Origin of the sequence: Geobacillus thermopakistaniensis (genome assembly GCF_000498995.1) — a bacterium.
Taxonomy (GTDB): domain Bacteria; phylum Bacillota; class Bacilli; order Bacillales; family Anoxybacillaceae; genus Geobacillus; species Geobacillus thermoleovorans.
Genome location: NZ_AYSF01000063.1, coordinates 1 through 14,562, shown reverse-complemented (window position 1 = coordinate 14,562; position 14,562 = coordinate 1). Strand labels below are relative to the sequence as shown.

The following is a 14,562-nucleotide window of genomic DNA, read 5'->3' as shown; positions in this document are numbered from 1 at the left end:
AAGCAACGCATTAAAATCTAGCCGAAAATGCTTGCCGTTCCGGTCGAACGTCCGGTTGTGAATGAAACGACGGCCTTGGGTGCGGCGTATTTGGCCGGGCTGGCGGTCGGCTACTGGAACAGCCGAGATGACATCGCCGCCCAATGGCAGCTCGAGCGCCGGTTTGAGCCGAAGATGGATGACGCCAAGCGTACCGCTCTCTATGAAGGATGGAAAAAAGCAGTGCAAGCGGCGCGGTCGTTTAAATGATGGAAAAACGCAGATGTCTCGTCATGGGCATCTGCGTTTTTGCGTTTTGGCTTGCACGTTACGGGGCGGAAAAAATGAAACAGCATCGCCCTCCTCTGTTTGTCGAGTAAAGGCGATTTTTTTCGATGCGCATTCAACAAAGCAAAAAAAGCTGAGCGTTTGAAACATTAATATAGTCAAACAAATTTATGTTCTAAATAATCATATATGATAAGGATCAAATTACAAAAAATGTTGAAGCAAGTTGAATCATCTCATGCTTCCGGCTTTATCGGGCGCGCTCATCAACACGGTCGTCACCATTCAATATTTGCGAAGCGAAATCATTGATACGAAAGTGAAAGATTTCGTGAAAACAGCGCGCGCCAAGGGCGTTCTAGAACGCCAGATTTACTGGCGGCACATTTTGCGCAATTCGTTTTTGCCGATCGCAGCGTTTTTAGGCTATGAAATTACGGGGCTCATCGGCGGTTCCGTGTTTTTAGAGTCCATTTACAGTTATCCAGGGCTTGGACAACTGTTTTTGCAGTCGATTATGCAGCGCGACTACAGCGTCGTAACGGCGCTTGTGATGATTTCCGGGGTCGCGACGCTTGTGGGGACCTTGCTTTCTGACATTATTTTAAGTGCGGTCGATCCGCGCATTCGCATTGAGTAAGGGAGGGGCGTGGAATATGAAAATTGAGGTGAACCGTCCTGCTCCAGTTGAAATAGCCAGTGAGAAAAGCCCTTCCGCTCTTTCGATTATGTGGCGGGAGCTCGTCCGCGATCGGCTGGCTCTTGTTTCGCTCATTATATTGTCCGTCATTTTGCTGATTGTCTACGGCGCTTCCATTTTTTTAGACCAAGAGGAAATTGTAAAGGTAGACTTTTTGGCCATTCATTCGCCGCCATCGGCGGAACATTGGCTTGGCACCGATTATGGCGGCCGCGATGTGTTCGGCCAGCTGATCATTGGAGCCCGCAATTACTTTACGATCGGCCTGGCGATTACGCTAATCACAGGTGCGATCGGCCTTGTGGTGGGGCTTGTGGCCGGCTATTTCGGCGGCTGGATCGACAACGTCATCATGCGCATCATCGATTTTATTCTCGTCTTGCCGTTTTTAATGCTGGTGATCGTCTTTGTAGCCATCGTCCCGAAATACAATGTGGCGACGTTCATTTTGATTATGAGCGCGTTTTTATGGACGGGCAAAGCCCGGCTCATTCGCGCCAAGACGCTTGCCGAGCGGGAATTGGACTATGTCAGCGCATCCAAGACGCTCGGGACGCCGGATTGGAAAATCATTTTGTTTCAAATTTTGCCAAACTTAAGCTCCATTATCATCGTCAATTTGACGTTGAACTTAGCCGGCAACATCGGCATTGAGTCAGGTCTTACATACCTGGGGTTCGGGCTGCCGGAGAGCACGCCAAGCCTTGGGACGCTGGTCAGCTATGCGACCAATCCCGATGTGCTGCAAAACAAATGGTGGGTATGGCTGCCTGCATCATTGCTCATTTTGGTGATGATGCTGTGCATAAATTTCATCGGCCAAGCGTTAAACTCGGTCATTGGGATGCGAAAAAGCAAGAAAATGTGATGGACAATCCGAAATTCCAGAACAAAAAGCTGCGCCAAGCCATGGCGTACGCCATCAACAACCAAGAAGTGGCTGATCGCTTGTACCACGGCTTGCGCTTCCCGGCGACCACGCTGATCCCGCCGTCGTTCCCGGGATACCATGACAGCTCGATCAAAGGGTACACGTATAATCCGGAAAAAGCAAAACAGCTGCTTGATGAGGCCGGCTATAAAGATGTGGACGGCGACGGCTTGCGCGAAGATCCGAACGGCAAAAAGTTTACGATCAACTTTTTGGCGATGAGCGGCGGCGATATTGCCGAGCCGTTGGCGAAGTTTTACATGCAATGCTGGAAAGACGTTGGCTTGGATGTCCAATTGGTGGACGGCCGTCTGGCGGAGTTCAACTCGTTCTATGACATGGTTGAAAAAGATGACCCGAAAGTGGACGTTTACGCTGCCGCCTGGGGAACGGGAACGGACGTCGACCCGTACGGATTGTACGGCCGCAACGTCATGTTCAACTACTCGCGCTGGGTGAATGAGAAAAACGATGAACTGTTGGAAAAAGGCCATTCCGAACAGGCGTTTGACAAAGAATATCGTCGGAAAATTTACAGTGAATGGCAAAAGCTGATGAACGAAGAAGTTCCGGTCATTCCGACGTTGTATCGTTCGGCCATTTATGCCGTCAACAACCGCGTCGCCAACTTCACGGTCGATCCGGGCTCGAAACTGACGTGGAAAGATGTCGGCGTCACGTCCGAGCAACCGGAAGTCGAACAATGACGATTGTTGCCTTTGATGATGTATGATAAGATAGAAGATAAATTGCATACGTCTTATCAAGAGTGGGCGAGAGAACGGGCTTGATGACCCCACAGCAACCTGCCGCAGGCAAGGTGCTAACACCCGCAAAGCGGTTTCGCTTTGGATGATAAGAATGGCTCATGGCCCCTTTCGCATCATTCCGAGGCGAAGGGGGTTTTTGTCGATGGGAGGTGAAGGAGAAACAGTGGAGGAGGCGGTTTCGCTCCGCGCTTGCATGGCCGCTCATCTCCCTGCCGCAGCGTTCGCCGTTTGTGTCATGCGCTGTGTGCAGGCGGAGCTCATCCGGTTTGACCCTAAGGCGGCGGTGCATGTCGACCGTGGGGACGGATACGTTCATTTGTATGGGGAAGCGCAAGGAACAGCCTTTTCGTTGTTGTTGACCAACAGTGAGGCGGACGAATGGAAGGCGGACGGACCGTACGCCCTTGACCGCTACATATGGACAGAGCTTGGGAAAAAAGGGATTTTCCCGATGCAGATGACGCCGTATTTACAAGCAGTATGGTTAACTGAGTCATAGAAAGGAAGAGGGACGAATGGCAGTCAAAAAATTTGAACATGTCGGCATTCAAGTGAAAGACATCGAGGCATCGAAAGAGTTTTATCAAAATGTTGTCGGCTTGGAGCTGCTCGACGAAATGATTCATACGAACGGCACGATGAAATTGGCGTTTTTAGGGATTGGCGGCTCGATCATTGTCGAGCTGATCGAAGGATACAATCCGGATTTGCCGACGGAAGGAAAAGTGCACCATGTGGCGTTTACGGTGGAAGGCATTGAGCAGGAGAAAGAACGGCTTCAGTCGCTCGGTGTGCCGCTTGTGTGGGAAGAAATAACGACACTTCCGAACGGAGCAAAATATTTGTTCTTCCTCGGGCCCGACGGCGAATGGATCGAGTTTTACGAGCCTGCTCGATAAATGGCGTCACGCTAGGCGGCCAGCTGTTTGGGCCGCCTATGAATTTGCCGTCTGGCGATTGGCGCTTCGTTCCATTTTTCTTCGTATGGCCTTGCCTGCCGCTAGACAACAACCGTCCATGTAGGAGTCGTCGTCTTCTCGATTCAATGGTATACTAGAAAAAGAGAGGGGGAGGATGACGTGGAAGAAATGATCGTGCACGCGATTCAAGACGACTACCCTGATGAATTCGCCTGGTGCTACGGCTGCGGGCGTCTGAATGAACAAGGCCACCATTTTCGCACCGGGTGGCGGGGCGACAAAACGGTGACGGTGTATACGCCGCGTCCGGAACATACGGCGATTCCAGGGTTTGTGTACGGCGGGCTGATCGCCTCGCTCATTGATTGCCACGGCACCGGTTCAGCGGCGCTTGCCTTGCATCGGAAAAACGGCCATGAACCAGGGAGCGGGGAAACGCCGCCGCGCTTTGTCACTGCGTCGCTTCACGTCGATTTCGTCAAGCCGACGCCGCATGGAGTGCCGCTTGTCGCCGTCGGCACTGTGACGGAGATTCATCCGAAAAAATGGAAAGTGGACACCGAAGTGTTCGCCAACGGCGAACTGTGCGCCCGCGGGCAAGTCGTCGCCGTCGTAATGCCGAAAACGTTTGTCCGTGGGTAACAAGCAACAAAAGGCGCCGGAGAGCGGCTGTTTTTGACAGCGCTTTCTCCGGCGCTTGGCAACTGGTCGAAAACGGCTGCGCCTCACCTCGTTTCGCCATTGAGGACTGATGATGTCATGAAAAAGGCAACTCGACAACGCCTCTTCTCAAGTGGGGAAACCTTGTGAAATTGGTTCTCCTTTTTCAACAAAACCACCGATTTGGCGAACATCATCGTTTTTCGCCGGTTTTCTCGGATTCCTCTGATCATCGCTTTCCATGCGTTTCAAAACAACAACAGCAGCTGCTGTTTGGACTCGTCGAATCCAAGGAGAACGAGCATGCGCAAAAACGCCTTTTGGAGATCCATCACCTTCACGGTTTGTCCATGATCAGCACCGACGACGTGGCGCTCGCCACCTCTTTGCCGTTTTGCCGCACGATGGCGGTTACATAGGCGACGGTTTTCCCGAACTTTTCCACCCGCGCCTCGATTTCGGCTTCTCCAGCCGCCGCTGGGCGGTGAAACGTCGTCTGCAAGTTGATGGAGGCGTGCATTTGGTCATCGCGAAGCAAGGTCGTCACCGCATACGCCATGAGAATGTCCGCCGCCGCCCCGACGAACCCGCCCATAATCACCCCGTTGCCGTTGAGCAGCGATTCGCTGATCGTCCATACGCCTTTCGCATAGCCGTCTCGGGCTTCCGTCAGGCGGACGCCGAGCGTTTCGTCGCATGGGGGCGGCGCGCTTTGACCGGCGATGACAGCGTGCAAGTTGGTCATTGGCTTCATGTGGAACACCCTTTCTGTTGTCAATCATGTTTTTTTATTCGCCAAACGGCGGCGATTTCCTCTTTTCGCGTGCATGAGGAGGAGAACGGCAAAGCTGTGGCGAAAGAAACAAGCAGCTGATGATGGAAAGGAGATGGTCTCATGTATCAACCGCCAGACGCCGGCCGTTGGACGGGACGGATTGACAGCGTGAGCGATGAGCAGGCGTTTCGTCTTCATCAGCGCATTCGCTTGCTCGATTTGTCGCAGCCATTGGAGACGGTGGAACGAGCGGCGGCATTCATCGGGTTTGCGTGCGACGAAGGAGTGCGCCGCAACCAAGGCCGCCAAGGGGCGAAAGAGGCGCCGGCCGCCGTCAAAGCGGCGCTGGCCCGGCTGCCTTGGCATCTTCCGGAAGGGGTCGTTGTCTATGACGCAGGCGATGTCGTTTGCGTCGATGAACGGCTCGAACAAAGCCAGACTGAACTTGGGAAGGCGGTCGCCCGCCTGCTGAAAAACGGGATGGCGTCTATCGTGATCGGCGGCGGCCATGAGACGGCGTACGGCCATTACTTGGGCGTTCGCGAAGCGCTCGGGCCCGAAGCCCGCCTTGGCATCCTCAACATTGACGCCCATTTCGACTTGCGCCCGTACGATGACGGGCCGACGTCCGGGACGATGTTTCGGCAAATATTGGATCAAGACGAACGGGTCCGTTACTTCTGCCTCGGCATTCAGCGGCTTGGCAACACGGCGGCGCTGTTTGCGGCGGCCGAGACGTACGGCTGCCGGTACATGCTTGAAGACGAGCTGACCGCAGGGCCGATCGAGGCCGCCTATGAACAAATCGAGGAATTTGCCGCTCATCACGATGCCGTGATGTTGACCATTTGCATGGACGCCATCAGCGCGGCTGCCGCGCCGGGGGTGAGCGCGCCGTCGCCGTTTGGACTCGCTCCGTCGCTAGTGCGCGCTCTCGTCCGCCGAATCGTTTCTCATCCGAAAACGATCAGCGTCGATCTTTGCGAAGTCAATCCACTCTGGGATGAAGGCGGAAAAACGGTGGCGTTGGCCGCCGCCTTTTGCATGGAAGCGCTCCTTCATTTTCGACGCTTGCAGCCAAGGCGGTGAGAACGTGAAATTGGTCATTGCCGAACGGGACGACAAGGAACGAGAAGCGATCCGCTGGCTCGTGTCCGCGTATTCCTTGCCGATTGAGCGGGTGTATACGGCGGCTACGGTCGAGGAGATGATGGCGTTTCTTGAGCGGGAGGCGCCGGAGCTATTGTACGTCGAACTGGATATGATTCCGTATGAACGATGGTCGAAGGCGACATCCCACGTCCGCTTGTTTTGCCAACGCGTGATTGCCGCAACGGCCGAGGCGACGTTTGCGCGGGCGAAACAAGCCATCGACTGGCAATGCGTCGATTTGCTTGTGAAGCCGCTTGAGCCCGCCAAGCTGAAACAAGCGTTGAGGACGGCGGTTTCGCTTTCCTCCAACAGCCGCTCGAGCCTGACAGCGGGTTTTGACGGCCATGACGACTACCGCGCATTATTTTACGATGACCCCGCCGCAGCTTCCACCCATGTATGGCTTGTGCAGGCGGAACAGCCTGCCTTGTCTCGGGAAGTGATCCGCTTTTTAACGAGCTATCCGTTTCGCGGACGGGCGCGCGTATTGCCGCTCACCCATATGGCGGTTTGCCTGCTTCCCGATTTGCCGGGCGACGGGAAAGAAGAGGCGTGGAAGCTGTTGCGCGATTGGGAAGAGGAGCATCATGAGCCGCTCGCGGTTGTCGTGATGCCGCCTGATGGTCGGAAAACGGTGCGCGGGCAATACCAAGCGGCCCGCCGGTTGCTGGAGACGACGTTTTTCATTGGCTATCGCCAAGTGATCGCTCCCGCTTCGGAATACGAACAGTGGCGTGAGCTCGATCCGTTTTTGACGCCGGAGGAGCAGCGGCAATGGATCGAGATGCTCGAGCGGTTCGACCATGAAGGGGTGAAGCGATGGCTGCGGCGCGAATTCTCCCATTGGAAGCCGCCGTTTCCGAGCCCGGAGATGGTGCGGACGCGGCTGACGAGCATCTTGGCGCAAATCCGCCGGTTTATGAAAACATACGGCCTTGACCGCGGCGGAACCGAGCGGGAGTATATGCGCATTTTTCAAGACATTTTGTACAATCCCGTCTTGTATCGCATCGTTCAAGAATTGATTTTATTTTTATATCGATTGTTCCATGAGGCCAAGCAGGCCGAGGAAGACGCGCGCGTCGACGCCGTGGAGCGCGGCCTCCGCTATATGGAGGCGCATTTTCGCGATCCGTCGCTCACGCTTGAGCGGGTCGCGGCCGCCGCCGGGCGCAGCCCCGCGTATTTCAGCCATTTGTTGTCGAAAAAGCGCGGCGTGACGTTTCGCCAGTGGCTGACCAACCGGCGGCTTGAGGAAGCGAAACGGCTGCTTCGGCAGACGGATTTGTCGATTAAAGAAATCGCCGAACAAACCGGGTTTCGCACCGCCCATTATTTGATGCGCGTCTTTAAAGCCGAACTGAACCAGACGCCGACCGCCTACCGCGATGAACAACGGCTGAAACCGTCATCACCGCGGTAGGCGGTTTTTTCAAAAGAAATGAACATATATCAAAAGAAATGGATAGATGAAGCGAAAAGAAAAAAGAAATTTCAAAAAAAATGGATCATCTTGAAAAGACGAGAATCTATCTCCATCCTCTTGGCTTCCTTACAATAAAAAGCAAAGAGGAAAAAGGAGAGGATGACGATGGCAGAAAAACGGACCGTACGCCCGTTTGCGGGAACAGAGCGGCGGGCGAAAGGATGGATTCAAGAAGCGGCGTTGCGTATGTTAAACAACAATTTGCATCCCGATGTCGCCGAGCGGCCGGATGAGTTGATCGTCTACGGCGGCATCGGCAAGGCGGCGCGCAACTGGGAATGTTACGAGGCGATTGTGGACACCCTTCTTCGTTTAGAAAACGATGAAACGTTGCTCATTCAATCCGGCAAGCCGGTGGCGGTGTTTCGCACGCATCCGGACGCCCCTCGCGTGCTGATCGCCAACTCCAACCTCGTGCCCGCATGGGCGACGTGGGACCATTTCCACGAACTTGACAAAAAAGGGTTGATCATGTACGGACAAATGACGGCCGGGAGCTGGATTTACATCGGCAGCCAAGGGATCGTCCAAGGGACGTATGAAACGTTTGCCGAAGTGGCGCGCCAGCACTTTGGCGGCACGCTGGCCGGGACGATCACGCTAACCGCCGGCCTTGGCGGCATGGGCGGGGCGCAGCCGCTCGCCGTGACGATGAACGGCGGCGTCTGCCTCGCCATCGAAGTCGATCCGGCCCGCATCCAGCGCCGCATTGACACGAATTACTTGGATACGATGACCGACAGCCTAGACGCGGCGCTCGAGATGGCGAAACAAGCGAAGGAAGAGAAAAAAGCGCTGTCGATCGGCCTTGTCGGCAATGCGGCTGAAGTGTTGCCGCGTCTCGTCGAAATGGGCTTTGTTCCGGACGTCTTGACCGATCAAACGTCCGCCCACGATCCGTTAAACGGCTACATCCCGGCTGGCCTTACGCTTGATGAGGCCGCCGAACTCAGGGCGCGCGATCCGAAGCAGTACATCGCCCGTGCAAAACAGTCGATCGCCGCGCATGTTCGAGCGATGCTGGCGATGCAAAAGCAAGGGGCGGTGACGTTTGATTACGGCAACAACATCCGCCAAGTGGCAAAAGACGAAGGGGTGGACGACGCCTTTTCCTTCCCGGGTTTTGTGCCGGCCTACATCCGTCCGCTCTTTTGCGAAGGAAAAGGGCCGTTCCGCTGGGTGGCATTATCCGGCGACCCGGAAGACATTTATAAAACCGATGAAGTCATTTTGCGTGAATTCAGCGACAATGAGCGTCTTTGCCATTGGATTCGCATGGCGCAAAAACGCATTAAGTTCCAAGGGCTGCCGGCGCGCATTTGTTGGCTCGGCTACGGCGAGCGGGCGAAGTTCGGGAAAATCATCAACGACATGGTGGCCAAAGGCGAGCTGAAAGCGCCGATCGTCATCGGTCGCGATCATTTGGATTCGGGCTCCGTTGCTTCGCCGAACCGGGAGACGGAAGGAATGAAAGACGGAAGCGACGCCATCGCCGACTGGCCGATTTTAAACGCGCTGTTGAATGCGGTCGGCGGCGCAAGCTGGGTGTCGGTTCACCACGGCGGCGGCGTCGGCATGGGCTACTCCATTCACGCCGGCATGGTCATTGTCGCCGACGGCACGAAAGAGGCGGAAAAACGGCTGGAGCGCGTGTTGACGACCGACCCGGGGCTTGGTGTGGTCCGCCACGCCGACGCTGGGTATGAGCTCGCCATTCGGACAGCGAAAGAAAAAGGCATCGATATGCCGATGCTCAAGTAGAAAGGGGGATCCATATGCGCCCGCTTTTTGTCCGCCGCGCCCGCCAGCTCGTCACGCTGGCGGGAAGCTCCGCGGCTCCGCTTGTCAAGGAGAAGATGAGCGATCTTCACATCATCGAAAACGGCAGCGTCTGGATCGAACATGGCACGATCGTGGCGGTTGGGGCGGACGATGAACTGGCCCGCCAATTTGCCGATCGGCTCGCCGAAGCGGAAGTCATTGACGCTAAGGGCAAAACGGTGACGCCTGGGCTTGTCGATCCTCATACTCATCTCGTTTACGCCGGCAGCCGCGAACACGAATGGACGATGCGGCTCGGCGGGGCGACGTACATGGAAATCATGAACGCAGGCGGCGGCATTCATGCGACGACAAAAGCGACGCGCGAGGCGTCGGAAGAGATGTTGTATGAAGAAAGCAAGCGGCGGCTCGATCAGTTTTTGCTTCATGGGGTCACGACCGTCGAAGCAAAAAGCGGCTATGGTTTAAGCCTTGAGCACGAAATCAAGCAGCTTGAAGTCGCCAAGCGTCTCGATGACACCCACCCGGTCGATATCGTCTCCACGTTTCTTGGCGCTCATGCCGTTCCGCCGGAGTGGAAGCACGATCCGGATGAATACGTCCGCCTTGTCATCGACGAGATGATTCCCGAAGTGAGCCGGCGGGGGCTCGCCGAGTTCAACGACGTCTTTTGCGAGCGCGGCGTCTTTACCCCCGACCAGGCGCGCCTCATCCTCGAAGCAGGCAAAGAGCACGGCTTGACGCCGAAAATCCACGCCGATGAAATCGAGCCGTATGGCGGGGCGGAACTGGCAGCCGAAGTCGGCGCGATATCCGCCGACCACCTGCTTCGTGCGTCGGACGAAGGGCTTCGGCGCATGGCGGAGCGCGGCGTGATCGGCGTTCTCTTGCCGGGCACGGCATTTTTCTTAATGACAAAAGCCGCTGATGCCCGCCGTTTGATCGACGCCGGCGTTCCCGTCGCTTTGGCGACCGACTGCAACCCCGGTTCGTCGCCGACCGTCTCGCTGCCGCTTGTCATGAGCCTTGCCTGCCTGCATATGGGCATGACTCCCGCTGAAGCGATGGCCGCCGCCACGATCAATGCCGCCCACGCCATCGGCCGCGCGCATCTCGTCGGCAGCCTCGAGCCGGGGAAGAAGGCGGATTTGGTCATTTTCAATGTCCCGAATTATATGCAAATCATGTACTATTACGGCGTCAACCATGCGGAGACGGTGATCAAAGGTGGAAAGGTGGTGGTGAACGACGGCAAGGTGTACATCTGAAGGGGGAATGGTCTTCCGTCGAGGTGTTTAGCGACCGGGAGCGGTTATGCTTCCGGCCGTGCTGTCGTCTTTAGCCTGTAGAAGAACAAATGGGGGTGGAGGAAAATGAAAACGGATACAAACATGGCGCCATCCGTGCCGACACCAACGCCGGCAAGCGGGGCATGGAAGTTTTTCGTCTTTAGCGCCATCGGGATTTTCGTGTTTTTCGTTCCGGTGTCAATTGGCGGCACATCATCGATTTTGCTCGATCATATTGTGACATGGATCCGCACCCAGTTTTCGGCACTTGTTCCTTATTATGCTCTTATCGTGATCGCTCTCGGTGCCGTTTATCCGTTTTACAAAAAAACGTGGAACAAAGATGCTGTGACAACCGTTTTTTCACTGTTGAAAGTTCTAGGACTGATCACGGCGGTCATGCTTGTGTTTCACATCGGTCCGTCGTGGCTGTTTCAACCGAATATGGGGCCGTTTTTGTATGACAAACTCGTCATTTCCGTCGGTCTCCTTGTGCCGATTGGCTCGGTTTTTCTCGCTCTTCTTGTTGGTTACGGGCTGCTTGAATTTGTCGGTGTGTGGATGCAACCCGTCATGCGGCCGATTTGGAAAACACCGGGCCGCTCGGCGATTGACGCCGTCGCTTCCTTTGTCGGCAGCTACTCCATTGGGTTATTGATCACTAATAAAGTGTTCAAAGAAGGCAAATATACCGTGAAAGAAGCGGCGATCATCGCCACCGGCTTTTCCACTGTATCCGTGACATTTATGGTCGTTGTGGCGAAAACATTGGGGCTCATGCCAATCTGGAATACGTATTTTTGGGTGACATTTCTTGTCACGTTTGCCGTTACAGCGTTCACCGCTCGGATTTGGCCGCTAAGCCGCATGAGCGATGAATACTACGACGGCAAGGGGGATCCCGAGCAAAAAGTAACGGGCAACTATATGAAACAAGCTTGGGCTGAAGCGATGAGGGCGGTAGAGCAGTCAAAAGGGATTGGGACAAACATATGGGAGAACTTGCGAGATGGCTTCATCATGACGATGGGCATTTTGCCGTCCATTATGTCAGTCGGACTGATCGGGCTGTTGCTCGCTGAATATACGCCGGTGTTTGACTGGTTGGGTTACCTGTTCTATCCATTCACCCTTCTGTTGCAAATCCCTGAACCGCTGTTGGCCGCGAAAGCTTCGGCCATCGAAATCGCAGAAATGTTTTTGCCGGCCTTGCTTGTCACCGAAGCACCGCTTGTCACGAAATTCATTATTGCTGTTGTATCCGTATCAGCGATCCTATTCTTTTCCGCTGTCATTCCATGCATTTTGTCTACGGAAATCCCGCTCAGCTTGCCGCGGCTTCTTGTCATTTGGTTCGAGCGGACTGTATTGACGCTCATCCTCACCGCGCCGCTTGCATATTGGCTGCTTTGACGGGAGTGCGGCGCTTCGATGAAAACGGACATCGATGGGGCGGCTGCGATTTTCAGGTTCGCCGCCATTCCATCAACCCGACTGAGAAGTTTCAGCGCCATGAAAGCCTGTCCATCTTCCAGACAGGCTTTCACGTCGTTTCCCGCTGTTGCTTTAACAAATCGCGAATTTCTGTCAATAGCTCCTCCTCTTTCGTCAGCGTCGGTGCGGTTTCCTTCACCTCTTCCTGCTTTTTCACCCGTTCATACAGCGTGTTGATCAATTTCACAAACAGGAAAATCGAAAACGCGATGATCAAAAAATCGACGACTGTTTGGATAAACGCCCCATATTTCACTTCCGCTTTGCCGACTTTCCAAGACAAATCGCTGAAATTGATGCCGCCTAGAATCAGCCCGACAAGCGGCATGATGATGTCATTGACGAGCGAGGAAACGATTTTGCCAAACGCCCCGCCGATGATCACCCCAACGGCTAAATCGATGACATTGCCGCGGATGGCGAATTTTTTAAATTCGTTCCACATGTGAATCTCCTTTCTCGAAATGTGATCCTCTACATTATACCATAAGTTCATACGTGAAATTTTTATATCTAAATCATAGAAAATCAATCTGTTTTATATTATTATAGAGTATATTAACAATGGGGAAAGAAAAGGGGGATATGCACCATGGAAATGACTGCGCAACAAGACGTTCGCGCGAAACAGGCGGCGAACGCCCCGAAAAATCCGACGGCATGGATCATTGCAGTCTCCTGCTTCGTGTTAATCGGTGGAGCATTGTTCTTATACAGCCGTGTGTCCTGGCAACAAGCGCTGTTATATTTGTTGGGAGCGTTCGGCGGTTTTGTGCTTTATCAGGCCCATTTCGGTTTTACTTCGGCCTGGCGGAAATTCATTTTGTACCGCCAAGGGGAAGGCATTCGGGCACAGATGATCATGATGGCTGTGGCCAGCGCGTTGTTTTTGCCGTTGCTCGTGAAAGGTTCGGCGCTCGGGCACCCAGTGTCAGGGTATGTATTTGGCGTGGGGGTATCAGTCATCGTCGGCGCCTTCCTGTTTGGCATCGGCATGCAGCTTGGCGACGGCTGCGCGTCCGGGACGTTGTACCATATCGGCGGAGGCGATGCGAACGGCATCGTGACGCTCATCGGGTTCATCGCTGGCTCAGTCATTGCGACGACCCACTTTGACGTGTGGGCGAAGATGCCGCAATGGAAGCCGTTCTCGTTCATTGGCGAGTTCGGCGCCTTGGGAGGGTTTTTGCTTCAGTTGGTTTTGTTGGCAGCGGTCTACTATGTGGTGACCGTGGCGGAAAAACGGCGCTATGGCCAACTCGTTGCTACATCGCTTGAGAACCGTCATGGCTGGAAAGCGATTTACAAAGGGCCATGGTCGCTTCTGGTCGGGGCGTTGCTCTTGGCTGTAACGAACGCGCTTGTGCTGATGATTAGCGGTAAGCCGTGGGGCATTACGTCCGCCTTCGCCCTTTGGGGGGCGAAGTTCGTGCAGCTGTTTGGCGTCGATCCGACTGCTTGGGCGTACTGGCAAGATGAAGCGAAACGGCAGGCGCTCGCGAATCCACTCTACTACGATACAACGACCGTGATGGACATCAGCTTGATGGTCGGCGCCTTATTGGCGGCAGCGCTTGCGGGCCGCTATACAAAACCGATTCAGTGGAAGCGTCCGACGCGCATGACGATCGGTGCGCTGATCGGCGGCCTGATGATGGGATACGGCGCCCGGCTGGCGTTCGGCTGCAATATCGGCGCGTATTTCGGCGGCATTGCGTCATTCAGCGCCCACGGCTGGGCGTGGTTTGTCTTTGCTTTCCTCGGCAGCCTGATCGGCGTCAAACTGCGTCCGTATTGCGCGTACAAAAACTAAGTGTCCGAAAGTTGGCATCCCGTCGTTTTGACGGGGTGCCTTCTTTATGCCGTTCTTGCCAGGCGGTATGTGGTACAATGGGTGGTGAGGCTTCGAAGCGTGCAGCTGTCCGCTTTTTTGAAATCGTTTTCTCCGTTTGGAAAGAGGCGGGATCGCGCGGCTGCGATCATTGGAAGAGAGGGGGAAAGGCATGGGGAAAGCGGCCTCGATCGTCTGCATCGGCGGGGCGAATGTCGATCGGAAAGCGCGGTTGCTTGCGCCGTTTCAGCTCGGCACGTCCCATCCCGTCACCACGACGCAAACCGCGGGCGGGGTGGCGAGAAACGTGGCGGAAAACTTAGGGCGGCTTGCTCAACCTGTTTCGCTCGTCAGCGCCGTTGGCGATGATCACGATGGACAGTGGCTCATTGACGTGACGAGCCGATATGTCAATACGAGCTTCATCGTGCGAACGCCAAAAGCGAACACCGGGACGTATACAGCGGTGCTCGATGAAGATCGGAAGAGCGTCGTGTAGGGAAAG

The 14,562-nt window shown here is 54.9% G+C and carries 13 protein-coding genes, 3 pseudogenes and 1 riboswitch; of the genes and pseudogenes, 14 read left to right on the top strand and 2 right to left on the bottom strand.

The features are described from left to right. Nucleotides 1-27: 27 nt before the first annotated feature. The 7 genes and pseudogenes from T260_RS126435 to T260_RS126465 form a co-directional block, all read left to right on the top strand. A pseudogene (locus T260_RS126435) lies at nucleotides 28-249 on the top strand (glycerol kinase); the annotation flags it as partial. Nucleotides 250-487: 238 nt separating this feature from the next. After that, a pseudogene (locus T260_RS126440) lies at nucleotides 488-907 on the top strand (ABC transporter permease); the annotation flags it as partial. 16 nt (nucleotides 908-923) lie between these two features. Further along, on the top strand, nucleotides 924-1,835 hold the full coding sequence (locus T260_RS126445) for an ABC transporter permease (RefSeq protein ID WP_023634212.1): 912 nt from the start codon (nucleotides 924-926) through the stop codon (nucleotides 1,833-1,835). Beyond that, nucleotides 1,796-2,605 (top strand): annotated as a pseudogene (locus tag T260_RS126450) (ABC transporter substrate-binding protein); the annotation flags it as partial. The gene T260_RS126445 and the pseudogene T260_RS126450, both read left to right, overlap by 40 nt. 50 nt (nucleotides 2,606-2,655) lie before the next feature. Further along, a riboswitch (SAM riboswitch) is annotated at nucleotides 2,656-2,760 on the top strand. A 50-nt stretch (nucleotides 2,761-2,810) separates the two neighbouring features. Continuing rightward, nucleotides 2,811-3,167, top strand: coding sequence for a hypothetical protein (locus tag T260_RS126455; protein WP_014195528.1), 357 nt, complete (start codon nucleotides 2,811-2,813; stop codon nucleotides 3,165-3,167). A 16-nt stretch (nucleotides 3,168-3,183) separates the two neighbouring features. Then, nucleotides 3,184-3,567 (top strand): VOC family protein, encoded by a 384-nt coding sequence (locus T260_RS126460; protein ID WP_014195529.1) that lies wholly within the window; start codon nucleotides 3,184-3,186, stop codon nucleotides 3,565-3,567. A gap of 180 nt (nucleotides 3,568-3,747) precedes the next feature. Then, complete coding sequence (locus T260_RS126465; RefSeq protein ID WP_013523474.1) at nucleotides 3,748-4,230, top strand: PaaI family thioesterase; 483 nt, start codon at nucleotides 3,748-3,750, stop codon at nucleotides 4,228-4,230. A gap of 355 nt (nucleotides 4,231-4,585) precedes the next feature. Here T260_RS126465 and T260_RS126470 read toward each other — a convergent pair whose 3' ends face one another. Further along, nucleotides 4,586-5,002, bottom strand: a complete 417-nt coding sequence (locus tag T260_RS126470; protein WP_014195531.1) for a PaaI family thioesterase — start codon at nucleotides 5,000-5,002, stop codon at nucleotides 4,586-4,588. 141 nt (nucleotides 5,003-5,143) lie between these two features. Here T260_RS126470 and hutG point away from each other — a divergent pair, with 141 nt between their 5' ends. From hutG to T260_RS126495, 5 genes are all read left to right on the top strand, one after another. Next, nucleotides 5,144-6,112 (top strand): formimidoylglutamase, encoded by a 969-nt coding sequence (hutG, locus tag T260_RS126475; protein WP_014195533.1) that lies wholly within the window; start codon nucleotides 5,144-5,146, stop codon nucleotides 6,110-6,112. A gap of 4 nt (nucleotides 6,113-6,116) precedes the next feature. Further along, nucleotides 6,117-7,598, top strand: coding sequence for a helix-turn-helix domain-containing protein (locus T260_RS126480; protein WP_023634210.1), 1,482 nt, complete (start codon nucleotides 6,117-6,119; stop codon nucleotides 7,596-7,598). 168 nt (nucleotides 7,599-7,766) lie between these two features. Beyond that, nucleotides 7,767-9,422 carry a urocanate hydratase gene (hutU, locus tag T260_RS126485; RefSeq protein ID WP_021321288.1) on the top strand — a complete coding sequence of 552 codons (1,656 nt, stop codon included), beginning with the start codon at nucleotides 7,767-7,769 and terminating at the stop codon, nucleotides 9,420-9,422. A gap of 14 nt (nucleotides 9,423-9,436) precedes the next feature. Next, nucleotides 9,437-10,711 carry an imidazolonepropionase gene (gene hutI / locus T260_RS126490; protein WP_014195537.1) on the top strand — a complete coding sequence of 425 codons (1,275 nt, stop codon included), beginning with the start codon at nucleotides 9,437-9,439 and terminating at the stop codon, nucleotides 10,709-10,711. Between the two features lie 105 nt (nucleotides 10,712-10,816). After that, nucleotides 10,817-12,145 carry a YjiH family protein gene (locus T260_RS126495; protein ID WP_023634209.1) on the top strand — a complete coding sequence of 443 codons (1,329 nt, stop codon included), beginning with the start codon at nucleotides 10,817-10,819 and terminating at the stop codon, nucleotides 12,143-12,145. Between the two features lie 130 nt (nucleotides 12,146-12,275). Here the strand turns inward: T260_RS126495 and mscL are convergent, their stop codons facing one another. Then, on the bottom strand, nucleotides 12,276-12,671 hold the full coding sequence (mscL, locus tag T260_RS126500; RefSeq protein WP_011230867.1) for a large conductance mechanosensitive channel protein MscL: 396 nt from the start codon (nucleotides 12,669-12,671) through the stop codon (nucleotides 12,276-12,278). Between the two features lie 147 nt (nucleotides 12,672-12,818). On the opposite strand from mscL, the gene T260_RS126505 reads away from it, so the two are divergent. After that, a complete protein-coding gene (locus T260_RS126505) occupies nucleotides 12,819-14,039 on the top strand; it encodes a YeeE/YedE family protein (protein WP_011230868.1) in 1,221 nt (406 codons plus the stop codon). A 190-nt stretch (nucleotides 14,040-14,229) separates the two neighbouring features. Then, a complete protein-coding gene (locus T260_RS1000000141145; RefSeq protein WP_023634208.1) occupies nucleotides 14,230-14,556 on the top strand; it encodes a PfkB family carbohydrate kinase in 327 nt (108 codons plus the stop codon). Nucleotides 14,557-14,562 lie beyond the last annotated feature (6 nt).